Raw genomic sequence first — 17,464 nt, 5'->3', positions numbered from 1 at the left:
AGCTGCCAGTCCTCATCGAGGCGAACAAATTCCGACGGCTGCACCGAGCACTCCATGGCCTTCTCCTTCCATACGCAATGGAGAAGAGCATATCTCAAATTGATATTTTAAGTTAGCGCATATGCGCGCATGCGGGTATCCATGCCTTTGAAACCATGGATTCCCGATCAAGTCGGGAATGACGAAGGTGGCGTTTGGATTTCCGATCGAGTCGGGAATGACCGAGAAGACGTCAGGCCGTGGGGAAAGTGCCCGGCAGCAGGATGTTCTGGTCCACATTCTGGATGTTGGTGTGACCGCAAAAGGCCATGGTCACGTCCAGCTCCTTGTGGATCATTTGCAGGGCTTTGGTCACGCCCGCTTCGCCCATGGCGCCCAGGCCATAGACCATGGCGCGGCCGATCATGGTGCCCTTGGCGCCCAGCGCCCAAGCTTTCAAAACGTCCTGGCCTGAGCGGATGCCGCCGTCCATCCAGACTTCAATTTGTTCGCCCACAGCCGCCACGATGGCAGGCAGCGCCTCGATGCTGCTGGGCGCGCCATCAAGCTGGCGGCCGCCGTGGTTGCTGACCACAATGGCGTCGGCGCCGCTGGCCACGGCCAGTTTGGCGTCTTCCACGTCCATGATGCCCTTCAAGATCAACTTGCCGCCCCATTGCTTCTTGACCCAGGCGATGTCTTCCCAGTTGAGCGTCGGGTCAAACTGCTCGTTGGTCCACGAGGCCAGCGAGTTCATGTCGGTCACGGCTTTCACATGGCCCACCAGGTTGCCAAAAGTGCGGCGTTTGGTCCCCGCCATGCCCAGGCACCAGCGCGGCTTGGTCATCAGGTTGATGATGTTGGCAATGGTGGGGCGGGGTGGCGCGGTCAGGCCGTTTTTGAGGTCTTTGTGGCGTTGGCCAATCACCTGCAAATCGAGGGTGAGCACCATGGCGCTCACCTTGGCCGCTTTGCAGCGGTCGATCATGCGGGCCATGGCATCGCGGTCGCGCATCATGTACAGCTGAAACCAGAAGGGTGCTTGCGTGTGGGCGGCGATGTCTTCGATCGAGCAGATGCTCATGGTCGACAGCGTGAAGGGGATGCCGAACTTCTTGGCGGCCATAGCGGCGTGCATTTCGCCATCGGCGTGTTGCATGCCCGTGAGGCCCACGGGGGCGATGCACACGGGCATTTTGGTGTCGATGCCGACCATCTTGGTGGCCGTGGTGCGGTTTTCCATGTTCACGGCCACGCGCTGGCGCAGCTTGATCTTGTGGAAGTCGCTTTCGTTGGCGCGGTAAGTGCCCTCGGTCCAGGAGCCGCTGTCGGCGTAGTCATAAAACATGCGCGGCACGCGCTTTTCGGCCAGAACGCGCAGGTCTTCGATGTTGGTGATCACGGGCATGGGGTGTCTCCTGCTGGGGGTAGAGCGATTTCACAAATTCGCCCATCGTAGCCGCAGGCCTTGCCGGGCGCTGTGAAACTTGGGACAGTCGGTTTGAAATTTCTTGTAGGCCGTGAACTCAGCCGTGTGGCGCGGCCTTGACGAACGCACCGCCTTGGTAAATCGCAGCCGGGTCTTGCTTGTCGATGCTCTGCTGGCGTGCCTCGACAGCGGGGCGAAAGACGTCCGAGGTGTCCAGCGGGCGGTAACCGATGTGTTTGGCGTGGGTGTTGTCCCACCAAGAGGTTTGGTTGTCTGACATGCCGTAAATGATGCTGTGGCCGACGATGGGGGCAGTGAGGGCGGCCACCACCAGGCGTTCGAGGTCGTCAAAGCTCAGCCAGGTGGCGAGCATCCGGCGGTCTTTGGGCTCGGCATAGGACGAGCCGATGCGCAGGCTCACGGTTTCGATGCCCCAGCGGTCCCAGTACAGCTGGGCCAGGTCTTCGCCAAATGCTTTGGACAAGCCATAAAAGCCATCGGGCTTGGGTGGCATGCGCGTGTTGACCACTTCATCCTGGCGGTAAAAACCGGTCACATGGTTCGAGCTGGCGAACACAATGCGTTGTACACCCTTCAGACGTGCCGCCTCGTACAGGTTCACCATGCCCACAATGTTGCCCGCCAAAATCGGCTCCCAAGGCTGTTCAGTCGAGACGCCACCCATGTGCACCACGGCGTTCACGCCGTCCAGCAAGGCCATCATCTGGTCCTTGTCTTCCAGGGAGGCGAGTTGGACTTCCTCTCCAGCCGTCGCAGGCTCCAGCTCCCGGCGGTGGCTCACGAGCAGCACATCGCAATAGGCTTTCAGGCGGGGGCGCAGTTCTTTGCCCAGGTTACCGCCAGCGCCCGTAAGCAGCAGGCGGGGAAATCGGATGGTGGAGGCGGGGGTGTTCAGCATGTGTTGTCCGGTGTTCAGGATTTGAAGCGGCCCGCCAGTGCGGTGGCACTGTCGCGCAGCACGTTCTGGTCGGCCCCCACGGCCACAAACAGGCAACCTTGCTCGACATAGTGTTGGGCCAGAGCTTCGTCACCCGTCAAGATGCCGGCCGCCTTGCCGCAGGCGCGGATGCGGGCAATGGACGCGTCGATGACTTTGAGCACCTCGGGATGCCTGGGATTGCCCAGGTGGCCCAGGGCCGCTGACAAATCACCGGGGCCGATGAACACGCCGTCCACGCCGTCCACGTTGGCGATGGCTTCGATGTTTTGCAAACCCAGCACAGTTTCCACCTGCAACAGAACGCAAATTTCTTGGCTGCTGTGCTGGGCATAACCCTTGACGCGCCCATAGTGGCTGGCGCGGGGCGCACCCGCATAGCCGCGCACGCCGTGCGGTGGGTAGCGGGTGTAAGACACTGCCTGTTGCGCCTCTTCTTCGGTCTGGATGTAAGGCACCAACAGCGATTGCACCCCGACGTCGAGCAAACGCTTGAAAGTCACCATGTCGTTCCACGGTGGGCGCACGATGGGCGTGGTGGGGCTGCCTTTCATGGCTTGCAGTTGCGCCAGGATTTCGCTCAGATCGTTGGGCGAGTGCTCCATGTCCAGCAGCAACCAGTCAAATCCGCAGTGCGCCAGGATCTCGGTGCTGATGTTGCTGCACAGGTGCGACCACAGGCCAATCTGCTTTTGGCCCGATTGGATCGCGTGTTTGAAATGGTTGATGGGCATGTCCATGGGCTTGTCTCTTTACAGGAATGGAGGAATGTTCAGTTGCCTGCAATCTGGAAATTGGCGGCGATCTCCAGTGCGCGCACGATGCCGGAGTGGTCCCAACCGGCACCGCCGTTGGCCACGCAGCTGCTCATCAGTTGCTGAGTGCTGGCCGTGTTGGGCAGGCTCAGGCCCATGACCTTGGCACCTTCCAGTGCCAGGTTCAGGTCTTTTTGGTGCAGCTCGATGCGAAAGCCCGGGTTGAAGGTGCGCTTGATCATGCGCTCGCCATGCAACTCCAGAATGCGGCTGGTGGCGAGGCCCCCCATCAGCGCCTGGCGCACTTTGGCCGGGTCTGCACCCGCTTTGGCGGCAAACAGCAGGGCTTCGCCTACCGCTTCGATGTTGAGTGCCACGACGATCTGGTTGGCTACTTTGCAGGTCTGGCCGCTGCCGTTGTCACCGATCAGGGTAATGTTTTTGCCCATCAGGGCGAACAGCGGTTGCACTTTGTTAAAAGTGGCTTCGCTGCCGCCCACCATGATGGTCAGGCTGGCCGCTTTGGCGCCCACTTCGCCGCCGGACACTGGAGCGTCCAGATACTCGCAACCCAAGGCGTTGATCTTGGCGGCGAAGGTCTTGGTGGCGATGGGCGAGATGGAACTCATGTCCACCACGGTCTTGCCCGCCTTCAGGCCTTTGGCCACACCTTGTTCGCCAAACAACACGTCTTCCACATGCGGTGTGTCGGGCACCATGGTGAAGATGACATCGGCGTGCTGCGCCACCTCGGCCGGGCTGGCACAGGCTTTGGCGCCTTGTTCGAGCACGCCCGCAGGCACGCCGCTGCGTGAAAAAGCAAAGACTTCGTGGCCGCCCGCGAGCAGATGTCCGGCCATGGGGGCGCCCATGATGCCCAAGCCGATGAATCCGAGTTTCATGCTGTTTCCTTCTTTGGTGTGAATTGCCTGCGTGCTCAGCGCACCATGCAAGGCATTTTGTTGTTGAATTTCCAGCCGGGAACCAGGTACTGCATCGCGATGGCGTCATCACGTGCTCCCAGACCGTGTTGTTGGTAAAGCTGGTGCGCTTGCATCACGGCGTCCATGTCCACCTCGATGCCCAAGCCGGGTTTGGCGGGCACATCGACGTAGCCGTCCTTGATTTGCAGTGGGTCTTTGGTCAGGAACTGGCCGTCCTGCCAGATCCAGTGCGTGTCGATCGCGGTGACTTTGCCGGGTGCGGCGGCGGCGCATTGGGTGAACATGGCCAGAGAAATGTCGAAGTGGTTGTTGGAGTGTGAGCCCCAGGTCAGGTCGTACATCTGGCACAGCTGCGCCACGCGCACCGAGCCTTGCAGCGTCCAGAAATGAGGATCGGCCAGTGGAATGTCCACCGACTGCAGCTGGATGCTGTGCGCCATCTCTCGCCAGTCGGTGGCCACCATGTTGGTGGCGGTAGGCAAGCCGGTGGCGCGGCGGAATTCGGCCATGACTTCGCGGCCCGAGAACACACCCTCTGCGCCGCAGGGGTCTTCGGCGTAGGCCATGGTGTTGCGGTGGTCGCGCAGAATGCGAATCGCGTCTTTGAGCAGCCAGCCGCCGTTGGGGTCGAGCGTGATGCGCGCCTGCGGAAAACGCTCATGCAGGGCCACGATGGCTTCGACTTCTTCTTCGCCGCGCAGCACGCCGCCCTTGAGTTTGAAGTCCTGAAAGCCATAACGCGCTTGCGCCGCTTCAGCCAGGCGCACCAAGGCTTCGGCGGTCATGGCTTTTTCGTGGCGCAGGCGCAACCAGTCGTCGGCTTGCTCGGGCTCACTCCGATAAGCCAGGTCAGTCTGTAGCCGGTCGCCCACATAAAACAGATAGCCCAGCATTTGCACCCGGCTGCGTTGCTGGCCATCGCCCAGCAAGGCGCAAACCGGCACGTTCAGGTGCTGGCCCAGCAGGTCGAGCAGGGCGCTTTCGACGGCGGTGACTGCGTGGATGGTCGTGCGCAGGTCAAAGGTCTGGTTGCCTCTGCCTCCGCTGTCGCGGTCGGCAAACTGCTGGCGCATCGCGTTGAGCACGCGGTTGTAATGGCCAATCGGCTGGCCTTCGACCAATGGTCGAGCGTCTTCCAGCGTCTGGCGAATTTTTTCGCCGCCAGGCACTTCACCCAAGCCGGTGTGGCCTGCCGAGTCGGTCAGGATGACGATGTTGCGGGTGAAAAACGGGCCGTGAGCGCCGCTCAAATTGAGCAGCATGCCGTCGTGGCCGGCCACAGGAATCACCAGCATGCGCGTGACGTGGGGTGTGGTTAAAGTGGTCATGGTTGATGTCTTTAGTCAAAAGACATCGTACAACTTGAAAGGTGTTTGCGCATTGGGGAAAACGCGGGTGAAGTCGCGTTGACAGCCTCAGTTGCTGTCGGGGTCGCTTTTGCGCAGACGCTCCCGGCTGTTGGCCAGATGGGTGCGCATCGCGGCGCGCGCAGCTTCGACATCTTGCGCGGCAATGGCGTTGTAAATGCTTTCGTGCTCCTGATTGACCCGCCTGAGGTAGTTCTGTCGTTCGGGGTCGGAGGTCAGTATGCTGCTGATGCGGGCACGTGGAATCACCCCTGCGCCCAGCGAATTCATCAGGTCGGTGAAGTGGTGATTTTGGGTGGCACGCGCAATTTCCTGATGGAATTGGTGGTCGGCAGCCACCGCGTCTCGTCCCTCGTCAATCGCGCTGTTGAATGCACGCAATGCGGACTGCAGTTCTGCCAGGTTTTCAGGTGTGCGACGGACGGCGGCCAGTGCGGCGGCCTCGGTTTCCACGCTGATGCGAAACTCCAGCAGTGCAATGACCTCGCGCAGGGTGCCCATGTGCTCTGGGCTGATGCGGAAAGAGGGGTGTTCGCTTTGGTGCAGGACGAAGGTGCCAATACCGTGGCGCGTATCGACCCAACCTGAGGCTTGTAGCCGGGAGATCGCTTCGCGCACCACGGTGCGGCTCACGCCAAAGTCTTTCATGATGGCCGCTTCGGTCGGCAGTTTGTCGCCTGCTTTGAGGCGGCCGCTGCGAATTTGCTCGGTCATGGCGTGGACCAGCTGGATGGCCAAGCCGCCGGGTTTTTTCAGTGAAGTGGTCGTTGCATCCATGGGTAATCCCTAGCTGACTGAAAGGCGAAGCGGAAGGATAATGACGCCTCTATTGTACGACAACTGATGACCTGATGCGGTTTTTTCAAGTGCATGGGTTGGCTGCAATGGCTTTCACCCCTTTGAACAGGAGACATAGATGAACTTTCGCAGAAACCTGATTTCTTCCACGGCAGCGGCCTTGCTGACTTTGGCTTTGATCCCCGTGGCCTCGGCACAAACCGTACTCAAGGCTTCGGATGTGCACCCGGCTGGCTATCCGAACGTGGTCGCGATTGAAAACATGGGCAAAAAGCTTGAAGCGGCCACAGGTGGACGCTACAAGCTGCAAATGTTCGCAGGCGGTGTGTTGGGCTCTGAAAAAGAAGTGGTCGAGCAAACCCAAATCGGTGCGATCCAGATCGCCCGTATTTCCCTGGGCATTCTGGGTCCAGTGGTGCCCGATGTGAACGTGTTCAACATGCCATTTGTATTCCGCGATGAAGCGCACATGCGTTCCGTGATCGACGGCCCTGTGGGCAAAGAAATTCTGGACAAGATCACCAACAGCCCGGCACGCCTGGTGGCATTGGGCTGGATGGACAGTGGCTCACGCAGCCTCTACACCAAGAAGGAAATCAAGTCGCCTGCCGACCTCAAGGGTCTGAAAATCCGTGTCATGGGCAACCCCTTGTTTGTGGACACCATGAACGCGATGGGCGGCAACGGCATCACCATGGGGCACAACGACACTTACAGCGCCTTGCAAACGGGGGTGGTGGATGGGGCAGAGAACAACCCACCGACCTTGTTCACGGCCAATCACTATTCGACCGGGGTGAAGTTTTACACCCAAACGACGCACCTGATCATTCCTGAAATTTTTGTCATGTCCAAAGTCACCTGGGACAAGATGAGCAAGGACGATCAGGCTAGCTTGATGAAGTTTGCCCGCGAAGCCCAAATGGAGCAGCGCGCCATGTGGGACAAGAGCGTGGCCGAATACAGCGCCAAGCTGCAAGCCGCTGGCATCCAGTTCAAGACGGTGGACAAAAAAGCGTTCTATGACGCCACGGCGCCTGTGCGTGCCAAATACGGCAGTCAGTTTGCCGACTTGATCAAGCGCATCGAAGCCGTCAAGTGAGTTGCAGCTTTGGCGCCTGTTGCGCTGTTGCTGCGCGGGACAGGGCTTGCCCTGTCCCTGCCGTTGGAGTCGACACCAATCCCGGGGGATTTTGACCATGGTGCGTTTGTTTGATCGCCTGTATCTGTTGTGCATCTGGATATCGGGCATCTCGATTTTTTTCATGAGCCTCATCATTCCTTGGGGCGTGTTCACGCGCTATGTATTGGGCACGGGCTCCAGTTGGCCGGAGCCCGTGGCGGTGTTGCTGATGGTCACTTTCACCTTCATGGGGGCCGCAGCCAGTTACAGAGCAGGATCACACATCGCCGTGGGCATGCTGACCGATCGTTTGCCTGAGCCTGTGCAAAAAACATGTGCCACATTGGTGCATTTGTGCATGGCAGGCATCTGTGTTTTTGTGATGGTTTGGGGTAGCAAGCTGGCCATGGAAACCATGGGTCAGACCTTGGGCGATTTGCCCTGGATGGCGGTTGGCTGGACCTACATGCCTTTGCCTTTGGGGGCATTGATGACTTTGGTCTTTGTGCTGGAAATTTTGTTTTGGGGTCCAGCGCACGAACGTGCTGTGGTGGTCTTTGACCATGAAGGCCCTACATCGGCGGAGGCGATCTGATCATGGATGCACTGGTTCTGATTGGTAGTTTTGTCTTGTTGATGCTGATCGGCATGCCTGTGGCCTATGCCTTGGGTCTGGCGGCCTTGCTGGGGGCGATGTGGATTGAACTGCCGCTGGATGCGGTGATGATCCAGATGGCCAGTGGCGTCAACAAGTTTTCCTTGTTGGCCATTCCCTGTTTTGTACTGGCGGGCGCGATCATGGCCGAAGGCGGCATGTCGCGGCGTCTTGTGGCGTTTGCTGGTGTGCTCATCGGTTTTGTACGAGGCGGCTTGTCGCTGGTCAACATCTTGGCGTCCACTTTTTTTGGGGCCATTTCCGGTTCTTCTGTGGCTGACACGGCCTCGATTGGCTCGGTCCTCATCCCCGAGATGGAGAAAAAAGGTTACCCACGTCCTTTCGCTACGGCGGTCACGGTGAGTGGCTCGGTGCAGGCGATCCTGATTCCGCCCAGCCACAACGCGGTCATTTATTCAATGGCGGCAGGCGGAACGGTGTCGGTCGCAGCCCTGTTCATGGCTGGGGTCTTCCCGGGTTTGCTGCTGGGGCTCAGTTTGGCGATTTATTGCCTGTATGTGGCACGCAAGGAAAACTACCCCAAAGGCCGCGTTATCCCCCTGAAAGAGGCGCTGAAAATTTGTTCCGATGCGATGTGGGGCTTGATGACCATGGGGATTATTCTGGGTGGCATCCTCAGCGGCGTTTTCACGGCCACAGAATCGGCCTCGATCGCGGTGGTGTGGGCCTTTTTTGTGACCATGTTCATCTACCGCGACTACAAGTGGAAAGACCTGCCCAAACTGATGCACCGCACCGTCAAGACAGTGACGATCGTGATGATCCTGATCGGTTTTGCGGCGAGTTTCGGCTACATCATGACCATGATGCAGATTCCAATGAAGATCACCACGCTCTTCACTGCTTTGAGCAATGAGCCATGGGTGATTCTGGCGTGCATCAACATCATGCTGCTGGTGCTGGGCACTTTGATGGACATGGCGCCGCTGATCCTGATCCTCACGCCTATCCTGATGCCTGTCATCAAAAGCATTGGTATCGACCCGGTTCACTTTGGCATGATCATGATGGTCAACCTGGGTATTGGCCTGATCACACCTCCTGTGGGGGCGGTGCTGTTTGTGGGCAGTGCAGTGGCCAAGCTCAAGATCGAGCAAGTGGTGAAATCCATGAAGCCCTTCTTTTTGATCTTGCTGATGGTGTTGATGCTGGTGACGTATGTGCCGCAAATTTCGCTGTGGTTGCCACGTACCATGGGTCTGTAAAAACAGCCATGCCTTTGCCTTTGGTGCTGGTCACCCATCCCCGTGAGCGACTGGCCACTTACTTTGGCGAGCAGGCGCTGGCCAATTTGCAGGAGGTGGCCCGCGTCAAGCTCAATCCCGATGCGCACGACTGGTCAAGCTCAGAGCTGATCGAGGCTGCGCAGGGCTGCGATGTGTTGATCGCGTACCGCCAAACAGCACTTGATGCCGACTTTTTTGCTTCGGTGCCGAGTTTGCTGGCGGCCGTGCGTTGTGCGGTGGACATCCGCACCATCGATGTCGCAGCGGCAAGTCGTGAGGGGATCTTGGTGACCCAGGCCAGCCCCGGCTTTGGTCCTGCTGTGGCCGAATGGGTGATCGGTGCCATGATCGACTTGAGCCGCCACATCAGCGTAGCCGCCGCAGCCTACTGGCAAGGCCAGTCGGTGGAGCCACGCATGGGCCGAGAGCTGCGCGGGGCGTGCCTGGGCATCATGGGTTATGGCGAAATTGGTCGCCATGTGGCGCGGCTGGCACAGGCGTTTGGCATGCGTGTGTGTGTGTACGACCCTTATGTGCAGCCGCAAGACCCTGTTGTGGAGTCACTGGCCTTGCATGAACTGTTGGCCTGTGCAGACCATGTGGTGTGCCTTGCGCCAGCGAAGCCCGAAACGGACAAGTTGATCAATGCGCAGGCCTTGTCGTGCATGAAGCCCTCTGCTTTTTTCATCAATGCATCGCGGGGTCAGCTGGTGGACGAGTCAGCGCTCTTGCTGGCGTTGGATCAGGGGCGGTTGGCAGGTGCTGCGCTGGATGTCGGGTGCGCAGTAGACCAGATGCCATCGCCTGAACTGGCGCGGCATCCTCGTGTCATCGCCACGCCACATGTGGGTGGGCTCACGCCGCAGGCCATTGCACACCAGGCCCTGGAAACAGTGGTACAGACGCGAGACATTTTGCAAGGGCGTCTGCCGCACGGGGCTGTCAATCCGGCGCAGGCCACCCGTTGGATGTCGAGGATGTCCACATGAGCGCCGTTGCGATGGCTGAGTCTGATGCCGTGTCTTTTTCAGTGCCGTTCGGGGCCTGCGATTGCCATGTGCATGCCTATGACGATGCTTATCCCTTGGCCCCTACCGCCACGTTCAAACCTCCGCATGCCCCGATGGCCGATTACGCCAAAGTGCAAGCGGCTTTGGGATTGACGCGTGTGGTGGTGGTGCAGCCTACCGGCTACGGTTTTGACAACCGCTGCACACTGGCCGCTGTGGCCAGCATGCCTGGCCGTGCCCGTGCTGTGGCCATCGTGCCCCCTTCGGTGACGCAAAGCACGCTGCGCGATTTGCATGCAGCGGGCGTGCGTGGTGTTCGCATGATGATGTTGCCCGGTGGACCGCTGGGCTGGGACGCATTTGCACCGCTTGCACACCAGATCCGTCCCTTGGGCTGGCATCTGAATGTGCAGTTCAACGGCTGTGACTTCGTGCAGCGGCTGCCTTTGCTGCAAAGCCTCGATGCCCAGATCGTGTTGGACCACACAGGTAAATTTTTGGTGCCACCTGCCAGCACGGACGATGCGGCATTCCAGGCCCTTTGCCGCTTGCTGGACACAGGGCGTGTCTGGGTCAAGCTGTCGGCCCCTTATGAAACTTCGCAAACTGGGGCGCCTCACTATGAAGACGTGAGTTTGCTGGCCCGTTACCTGGCCACGCATTACCCCGAGCGCTGCTTGTGGGCCAGCAACTGGCCTCATCCCAATCAAAACCCCGTGCCATCCTCTGCCGCGTTGATGAACCTTTTGCCCCACTGGGTGTCCCGCACGGCTGACATTCGGCGCATTTTGGTGGACAACCCGGCGCAGGTGTATGGTTTTGATGCCTGAGCAGGCATCGCTGTTGTTCTGATTCTTTTTTCCCATTTTGACCATGCCCCACGTTTATGTTTCCAACGCCGACAGCGGCGACATCTCTGTGCTGCACATGGGGGCCGATGGCAGCTTGCGTTGGCAAAGCACGGTGCTCGTGGGGGGCAACCTGATGCCCATGGCGGTCAGCCCGAATCAAAAAGTACTTTACGCGGTTCGGCGCAGCGAACCGATGGCGGTGGCCAGTCTGGCGATTGACTCTGTCAGCGGTGATCTGCACTTGTTGGGGGAGGCCGAGTTGCCAGCCAGCATGGCTTATGTCAGCACCGACTTGACGGGCCGGTTCTTGCTGGCGGCTTCTTACCCTGGACACCAGCTCACGGTCAGCCCCATCGTACCTGATGGCACAGTGGGCCTTGTGCAGCAGGTGGTGCCCACAGGCCCCTATGCCCACGCCATCCTGCCTTCACCTTGCAAGCGCTATGTGCTGGCAACAGCGCTGGGCGGTGGCGAACTCATGGTTCTGCATTTCAACGCAGGCACAGGCCAATTGACGCCAGCTGCATTTTGGGCGGCGCGTGCTGGCGCTGGCCCTCGGCATTTCCGGTTTGACCCGCAAGGCCGCCATGTGTATTTGCTCCATGAACTCGATGGCACGGTGGATGTGCTGACCTGGGACGCGGATCGGGCCCGCTTGAGCCTGTTGCAAACCGTGGATATTTTGCCGTCAGGCTTCACAGGCAAACCTTGGGCAGCCGACCTTCACCTGACGCCTGATGGGCGTCACCTGTACACCAGCGAGCGCACGTCCAGCACTTTGGCGCACTTCACGGTGGATGCCGCAACGGGCTGTCTCACAGCCCAGGGCCACACACCGGTTGAAACCCAGCCACGGGGTTTTGCGATCGATCCGTCCGGGCGGCACTTGCTGGTGGTTGGACAGCTGTCGCACCACCTGAGCCGTTGGGCAATCGAGCCGGACTCGGGCCAATTGCACTTGCAGCAACGCATCCCCGTAGGTCAGGGCCCCAATTGGGTGGAGATCCTGGCGTGAACAACACCACCCAAGCTGTGACGCCGCGTGTGGTGCGCATGCACCCTGCGGACAACGTGGCCATCGTCGTCAACGACGGCGGTTTACCGACTGGCACCGTCGTACCCCAAGGGGTGGCCGACGGTCTGGTCTTGCGCGACAAGGTGCCACAAGGCCACAAGGTGGCGTTGACCGATCTGGCCCCAGGCCAGGCGGTTATGCGCTACAACGTGCCTGTGGGCTATGCCCGCCAGGCCATCCCGGCGGGCAGCTGGATACACGAGCGGTTGCTTGACATCCCGCCTGCGCGTGCCTTGCAGGGTCTGCCCATGGCCACGGTCCGACCGGCGCGGCAAGAACCGCTCGAAGGCCTCACCTTCGAAGGCTATGTCAATGCCGATGGCTCGGTGGGCACGCGCAACTTGTTGGCCCTGACCACCACGGTGCAATGTGTGGCCGGGGTGGTCAAGATCGCTGTGGAGCGCATTGAACGCGAATTGCTGCCGCTGTTCCCGAATGTGGACGGCGTGGTGGGTCTGGAGCACACCTACGGCTGCGGCGTGGCGATTGACGCGCCCGGTGCCGAGATTCCGATCCGCACCCTGCGCCACATCAGCCTGAACCCCAACTTTGGTGGCGAGGTCATGGTCGTCAGTCTGGGTTGCGAAAAACTGCAGCCTGACCGCCTGTTGCCAGCGGGCAGTTTCCCGATCCACGATGCGCGTGAGAAAGACCAAGGGCCTGATGGGGTGTGCCTGCAGGACGATGCGCACGTGGGCTTCATGTCCATGGTTGAACACATTGTGCAAAGTGCTCGCTCGCACTTGGAGCGGCTGAACGCCCGTCGCCGTCAGACCGTGCCGGCCAGTGCCTTGGTCGTTGGTGTGCAGTGCGGCGGCAGCGATGCGTTTTCGGGTGTGACCGCCAACCCGGCCGTGGGTTTCATGGCCGATTTGATTGTGCGCGCAGGTGGCACCGTGATGTTTTCCGAAAACACCGAAGTGCGCGATGCGGTGGAACAACTCACCAGCCGTGCCGCTACGCCGCAAGTGGCCGAGGACATCGTGCGCGAGCTGGGTTGGTACGACCAATATCTGGACCGGGGTCAGGTCGACCGCACGGCCAACACCACGCCGGGCAACAAGGCCGGGGGCTTGTCCAACATCGCCGAAAAAGCCATGGGCTCGATCATCAAGAGCGGCAGCTCGGCCATATCGAGCGTGCTGGCGCCGGGTGACAAACTCAAACCCGATCAAAAAGGCCTGGTTTTTGCAGCCACCCCCGCCAGCGATTTCATTTGTGGCACTTTGCAGCTGGCCGCTGGCATGAACGTGCATGTGTTCACCACCGGGCGAGGCACGCCCTATGGCCTACAGGCTTGCCCTGTGGTCAAGGTGGCGACCCGCACCGACCTGGCCCGCCGCTGGCACGACCTGATGGACATGAACGCAGGACGGATTGCCGATGGTGAAATCACCATCGAAGAAGCCGGTTGGGAGCTGTTTCGCATGGTGCTCGACGTGGCCAGTGGCCGCAAGACCTGGGCCGAGCACTGGAAGCTGCACAACGCTCTGGTGCTGTTCAACCCCGCCCCAATCACCTGAACCGATTCACCACAGGAGACTTTCATGAATTTCAAACGACAACTCATCCAAACACTGTGCATTGCTGCTGTGGGCCTGGCCCTCTCCCCGGTGTGGGCGCAGAGCGACTATCCCAACCGGCCGATCAAACTGGTGGTTCCTTTTCCTCCCGGTGGCACCAGCGATGTGATGGGCCGTTTGATGGCCGATGAGCTGGGCAAAATCCTCAAGCAAGCCGTGGTGGTGGAGAACATTGGCGGGGCAGGTGGCATTGTGGGCACGGAACGCGCCATCCGCTTGCCCGCTGACGGTTACACCCTGATCCAAAGCGGTGTGGGTCAAAACGCTGTGGCGCATGGCTTGGACCCCAAGCTCAAATACAACTCCATGACCGACCTGATTCACCTGACGCAAGTGCACTCGGGGCCGAATGTGTTGGTGGTTCACCCGTCCTTGCCTTTCAAGACGGTCAAGGATGTGGTGGATTACGCCAAGAAAAACCCCGGCAAACTCGATTACGGTTTCACCCACGCGGCATCGGGTCACATGGCGATGGAGCTGTTCAAGCAGACCACGGGCATCTTCCTGACGGGCATACCTTACCGGGGCGGTGGTCCGTTGCTCAATGACTTGCTGGCCGGGACTGTGCCCATGATTTTCATCAACCAGGATGCGGCTTTGCCCCACATCAAGGCCGGCAAAATCCGCCCGATTGCTGTCACCAGTCTGCAACGCAACCCTCTGTACCCCGATGTGCCCACCGTGGCCGAGTCGGGCTACAAGGATTTTCAGGCGCTGTCCTGGTCAGGCCTGTCGGTGGCCAAAGGCACGCCCGCGGCCATTGTGGACAAACTCGAAGCGGCCATGGTGCAGGCTTTGCAGTCTGAGACTGTGCGTCAGCGCCTGACCTCGGTGGGTTTTGTGGTGCCCGCCCTGGGCAGCAAGCCCTACACCGGCTTTGTCAAATCCGAGATCGACACCTGGACCCGCGTGATCCAGACCGCGGGCATCAAGCCCCAGTGATGGGTATGAGCGGATCGTCAGCTGCTGCAGCTGACGCTGCCGCAGCCCGACATGGTCACGTTTTGAATGACCGAGGGGTCGGCCAGGGTTTCGGTCACGCTGTCAAAACCCACTGACTTGAGGTGTGCGGCCAGGCCCGCGTCCATGCTGTTGGCGTGGCCCGGGAACCATTCGGCCAGCGCTTCGGCCATGCGGGTGATGATGGTCTTGTCGCTGTCCAGATAGTGGGCTTCCACCACCCGCATGGTTTCGAGGATCGTGGCGTGGTGCTCGGCGTGGCAGTTGTCGGCCGAAAACCCGGTGGCCAGCATCCAGCGCTCTTCCTGCGCAAAGTGCTCGACCGTGTGGTTCAAAAAAGCCTTGTAAACCGGCAACTGTTCGTCTTCGGGTGTGGCCAGAATCTGGTTGATCATGTCCACAAACTCCTGGTGCGTTTCGTCCATGCGGGCATCGTCTGTTTGGAGCGAGGCGGTCCAGGCCATGGTGGATGGGGCGGAGGGGGCTGTGTGGGCTGTGGCAGACATGGCAAAAAACAGTGAAACGTGAGAATGGCTCACATTATCGCGCCATCCCTTGGTCTCAAGGCCAGGGCGTTGCTGGTTTCAGGGCTCGGTGATTTGCAGGTGCGCGACCCCGTACAGCGGGCCGCCCGTCCAGGGTGTCATGCACATCTCGGCCCAACAAACCGCCCAACCATAGAGCTCCGCCACGGTGTGTTGGGCGATCAGTTCCATGCGGGGGTGCAAGTGCGCCACTTCCATGGCGTTGTGCGCACCCCAGAGAAACTCCGCCCCGGTCCCTGACACACTGGGTGCCATGTGGGCGCGACCAACGCCCAAAGGGGTCATGAAGTCGCAGACCAGCTCGGAGCCTTCGGGTGCGTTGTTACCGATTTCACGAAAGACGGCTCGGACTTGAGTGGGCGTCAAGTACATCAGCACGCCTTCACAAAGAAGCAGCAAAGGCTCACGTGATGCGCGTTCGCTCAGTCGCAACTGCTGCCACCAGCCGGGTTGCGTCAGGTCCACGCAGATGTCCTGGGCTGTCGGGGAATGCACAGGCAGCAACAAGTGTCGCAGCGACACCACCCCCTCCAGGTCCACGTCCAGCCAGCCGTTGTGACCGTTGTTCAGCCATTGAAAATAATCCGACAAACCAGCTCCCAGGTTGATGCCTTGCGAGTCGGGGTGGTGTTCGAAGAAGGCTTTTCCCAGACGCTTGAGCAACTGGGTTCGCCACAGCACATGGAGCATGGCAGAACGGTCTTGCAGCAAAGCATCCAGGTCATGGCCGATTTTTGCCATCACGTGCTGTGCCTGTGTGTCACCCGGATCGAGCCATGGGTAGATCGAACCAGCGCGTGCCCGTGCCATCAGCGGTACGAGCAAGGTGCTGGATACGGCATCCAACATCCCGATGTCTTGGGGGGCTGAGGCTGGCTGCATGGCTGTCTCCTTCTGAGGAACTTTTCTTTTTAGAAGGTGGGTGCTGTGCAAACGCTGATCCAGATCAAACTGCGCGGGATGAAGCGGCGGTGTACACCGTATGCGACGCTTGCAAGCGAAACGGCTGGCACGAGCCTGAAACGGCCCGGGATGCCACAGGGCATGTCAAAGTCGCTAACCTCTTGATCCGTATCAAGGCCCGACCGCTGTGGGGTCTGCCGAGTCAAACCACTGTTCTCAATTACCAAGCTAAGGCCATGGATTCCGTCACGCAAGTACTTTTGGGCGCCTCGATCGGCGTGGCTGTCATGGGGCGGCGCACCGCGCTGTGGAAGTCGGCCCTGTGGGGCGGTGTGGCCGGTTTACTGCCCGATCTGGATGTGCTGCTGGACCACGGTGATCCGATCCTGAACATGATCCGACACCGCGCCGAGACGCACGCCTTGCTGTTGCTGACCCTCTTTGCGTTTCCCATGGCCTGGGGGGTGAGCCGCATCCACCGTCAACCGCAGCTCTACGGCCGTTGGTGGTGGGCGCTCATGCTGGCCCTCGTCACGCACCCCTTGCTGGACCTGATGACGATTTACGGCACCCAGGTGTTTCAGCCCTTCACCGACGAAGCCTATGGCCTCGGCAGCATGTTCATCATCGACCCGGTGTATTCGCTGCCCTTGCTGGCGGGCGTGGTGGCGGCTTTGCGCGTCAAAACCGTGGGCCGGGCTTTGGCCATCAACGGCTGGGCCTTGGCTTTGAGCACCGTTTACCTGGCTTGGAGTGCGCTGGCGCAATGGGGTGTGACGCAACACGCCCGGCAGTCGCTGCAGGCGCAAGGCCTGCCCAGCCAACAGTTGCTGGTCACGCCTGCGCCCTTGAGTACCTTGGTGTGGCGTGTGGTGGCCCTCGATGGTGAGCGCATACACGAAGGCTTTTACGCACTCATGGATGGCGGTCGGCCCATTCGCTTCGTGGCGCATGCGCGTGGCAGCGCTTTGGTCGCCCAACACGCGGACCACCCGCAGCTGCAGCGTTTGGCTCGCTTCACCGACGGGTTTTTCAAGGTGCAGCAAGAGGGCGCGCGCTTGGTCGTGACCGACCTGCGCATGGGTCAGGAGCCGGACTATGTGTTTTCTTTTGACATCGGGCCACCGCTGCAAGCGGGCCAGATCCACCCGGTAGCCGAGCAGCGCAGCCGCCGCATGAACGTAGGGGAGGGCTTGCAATGGCTGGGGCAGCGCATGCTGGGGTGGGATGTGCCGCCCCCAGGCTCGACAGGCGGCTGATGCAAGCTGCGTTGCAGCGCTTG

At 60.2% G+C, this 17,464-nt stretch carries 17 protein-coding genes; 9 read left to right on the top strand and 8 right to left on the bottom strand.

Annotation, left to right across the window (positions count from 1 at the left end; translation table 11 throughout):
• Positions 1-232: 232 nt before the first annotated feature.
• The 6 genes from B9Z34_RS07550 to B9Z34_RS07525 all read right to left on the bottom strand — a co-directional run bounded on the left by B9Z34_RS07550 (position 233) and on the right by B9Z34_RS07525 (position 6,209).
• The gene (locus B9Z34_RS07550; RefSeq protein ID WP_108427495.1) at positions 233-1,387 is read right to left on the bottom strand and encodes an alpha-hydroxy acid oxidase; all 1,155 of its coding nucleotides are present in this window, start codon (positions 1,385-1,387) and stop codon (positions 233-235) included.
• A 118-nt stretch (positions 1,388-1,505) separates the two neighbouring features.
• The gene (locus B9Z34_RS07545) at positions 1,506-2,327 is read right to left on the bottom strand and encodes an NAD(P)-dependent oxidoreductase (protein ID WP_108427494.1); all 822 of its coding nucleotides are present in this window, start codon (positions 2,325-2,327) and stop codon (positions 1,506-1,508) included.
• A 14-nt stretch (positions 2,328-2,341) separates the two neighbouring features.
• Positions 2,342-3,106 carry an HpcH/HpaI aldolase/citrate lyase family protein gene (locus B9Z34_RS07540; protein WP_108427493.1) on the bottom strand — a complete coding sequence of 255 codons (765 nt, stop codon included), beginning with the start codon at positions 3,104-3,106 and terminating at the stop codon, positions 2,342-2,344.
• Between the two features lie 32 nt (positions 3,107-3,138).
• Positions 3,139-4,023 (bottom strand): 2-hydroxy-3-oxopropionate reductase, encoded by an 885-nt coding sequence (locus B9Z34_RS07535; RefSeq protein ID WP_233249485.1) that lies wholly within the window; start codon positions 4,021-4,023, stop codon positions 3,139-3,141.
• Between the two features lie 35 nt (positions 4,024-4,058).
• Positions 4,059-5,393, bottom strand: a complete 1,335-nt coding sequence (gene gudD, locus B9Z34_RS07530; protein ID WP_108427492.1) for a glucarate dehydratase — start codon at positions 5,391-5,393, stop codon at positions 4,059-4,061.
• An 87-nt stretch (positions 5,394-5,480) separates the two neighbouring features.
• The gene (locus tag B9Z34_RS07525; RefSeq protein ID WP_108427491.1) at positions 5,481-6,209 is read right to left on the bottom strand and encodes a FadR/GntR family transcriptional regulator; all 729 of its coding nucleotides are present in this window, start codon (positions 6,207-6,209) and stop codon (positions 5,481-5,483) included.
• 139 nt (positions 6,210-6,348) lie between these two features.
• Between B9Z34_RS07525 and B9Z34_RS07520 the strand changes: the two genes are divergently transcribed.
• The 8 genes from B9Z34_RS07520 to B9Z34_RS07485 all read left to right on the top strand — a co-directional run bounded on the left by B9Z34_RS07520 (position 6,349) and on the right by B9Z34_RS07485 (position 14,716).
• Entirely contained in the window at positions 6,349-7,332 is a 984-nt protein-coding gene (locus tag B9Z34_RS07520) for a TRAP transporter substrate-binding protein (protein ID WP_108427490.1), read from the top strand.
• 97 nt (positions 7,333-7,429) lie between these two features.
• Positions 7,430-7,948, top strand: a complete 519-nt coding sequence (locus tag B9Z34_RS07515) for a TRAP transporter small permease (protein ID WP_108427489.1) — start codon at positions 7,430-7,432, stop codon at positions 7,946-7,948.
• Positions 7,949-7,950: 2 nt separating this feature from the next.
• On the top strand, positions 7,951-9,234 hold the full coding sequence (locus B9Z34_RS07510) for a TRAP transporter large permease (protein WP_108427488.1): 1,284 nt from the start codon (positions 7,951-7,953) through the stop codon (positions 9,232-9,234).
• Between the two features lie 14 nt (positions 9,235-9,248).
• Positions 9,249-10,244, top strand: a complete 996-nt coding sequence (locus B9Z34_RS07505) for a D-isomer specific 2-hydroxyacid dehydrogenase family protein (RefSeq protein WP_108427511.1) — start codon at positions 9,249-9,251, stop codon at positions 10,242-10,244.
• Positions 10,241-11,095, top strand: a complete 855-nt coding sequence (locus B9Z34_RS07500) for an amidohydrolase (protein WP_233249483.1) — start codon at positions 10,241-10,243, stop codon at positions 11,093-11,095. Before B9Z34_RS07505 ends, B9Z34_RS07500 begins: the two co-directional genes overlap by 4 nt.
• A 43-nt stretch (positions 11,096-11,138) precedes the next feature.
• A complete protein-coding gene (locus tag B9Z34_RS07495; RefSeq protein ID WP_108427487.1) occupies positions 11,139-12,131 on the top strand; it encodes a beta-propeller fold lactonase family protein in 993 nt (330 codons plus the stop codon).
• A 38-nt stretch (positions 12,132-12,169) separates the two neighbouring features.
• Entirely contained in the window at positions 12,170-13,714 is a 1,545-nt protein-coding gene (gene garD, locus B9Z34_RS07490; protein ID WP_108427509.1) for a galactarate dehydratase, read from the top strand.
• Positions 13,715-13,738: 24 nt separating this feature from the next.
• On the top strand, positions 13,739-14,716 hold the full coding sequence (locus B9Z34_RS07485) for a tripartite tricarboxylate transporter substrate binding protein (RefSeq protein WP_108427486.1): 978 nt from the start codon (positions 13,739-13,741) through the stop codon (positions 14,714-14,716).
• Between the two features lie 17 nt (positions 14,717-14,733).
• Here the strand turns inward: B9Z34_RS07485 and B9Z34_RS07480 are convergent, their stop codons facing one another.
• Both B9Z34_RS07480 and B9Z34_RS07475 read right to left on the bottom strand, forming a co-directional pair.
• Positions 14,734-15,240, bottom strand: a complete 507-nt coding sequence (locus B9Z34_RS07480) for a bacteriohemerythrin (RefSeq protein ID WP_108427485.1) — start codon at positions 15,238-15,240, stop codon at positions 14,734-14,736.
• Positions 15,241-15,318: 78 nt separating this feature from the next.
• A complete protein-coding gene (locus tag B9Z34_RS07475) occupies positions 15,319-16,161 on the bottom strand; it encodes a class I SAM-dependent methyltransferase (RefSeq protein ID WP_108427484.1) in 843 nt (280 codons plus the stop codon).
• Positions 16,162-16,418: 257 nt separating this feature from the next.
• Between B9Z34_RS07475 and B9Z34_RS07470 the strand changes: the two genes are divergently transcribed.
• Positions 16,419-17,441, top strand: a complete 1,023-nt coding sequence (locus tag B9Z34_RS07470; protein ID WP_108427483.1) for a metal-dependent hydrolase — start codon at positions 16,419-16,421, stop codon at positions 17,439-17,441.
• The last annotated feature ends 23 nt before the right edge of the window (positions 17,442-17,464 follow it).

The sequence above is a fragment of the Limnohabitans sp. Hippo3 genome (assembly GCF_003063665.1).
Lineage (GTDB): Bacteria > Pseudomonadota > Gammaproteobacteria > Burkholderiales > Burkholderiaceae_C > Limnohabitans_A.
The sequence above is the reverse complement of the archived record's forward strand: the minus strand, read 5'-3'. Positions and strand labels throughout refer to the sequence as shown.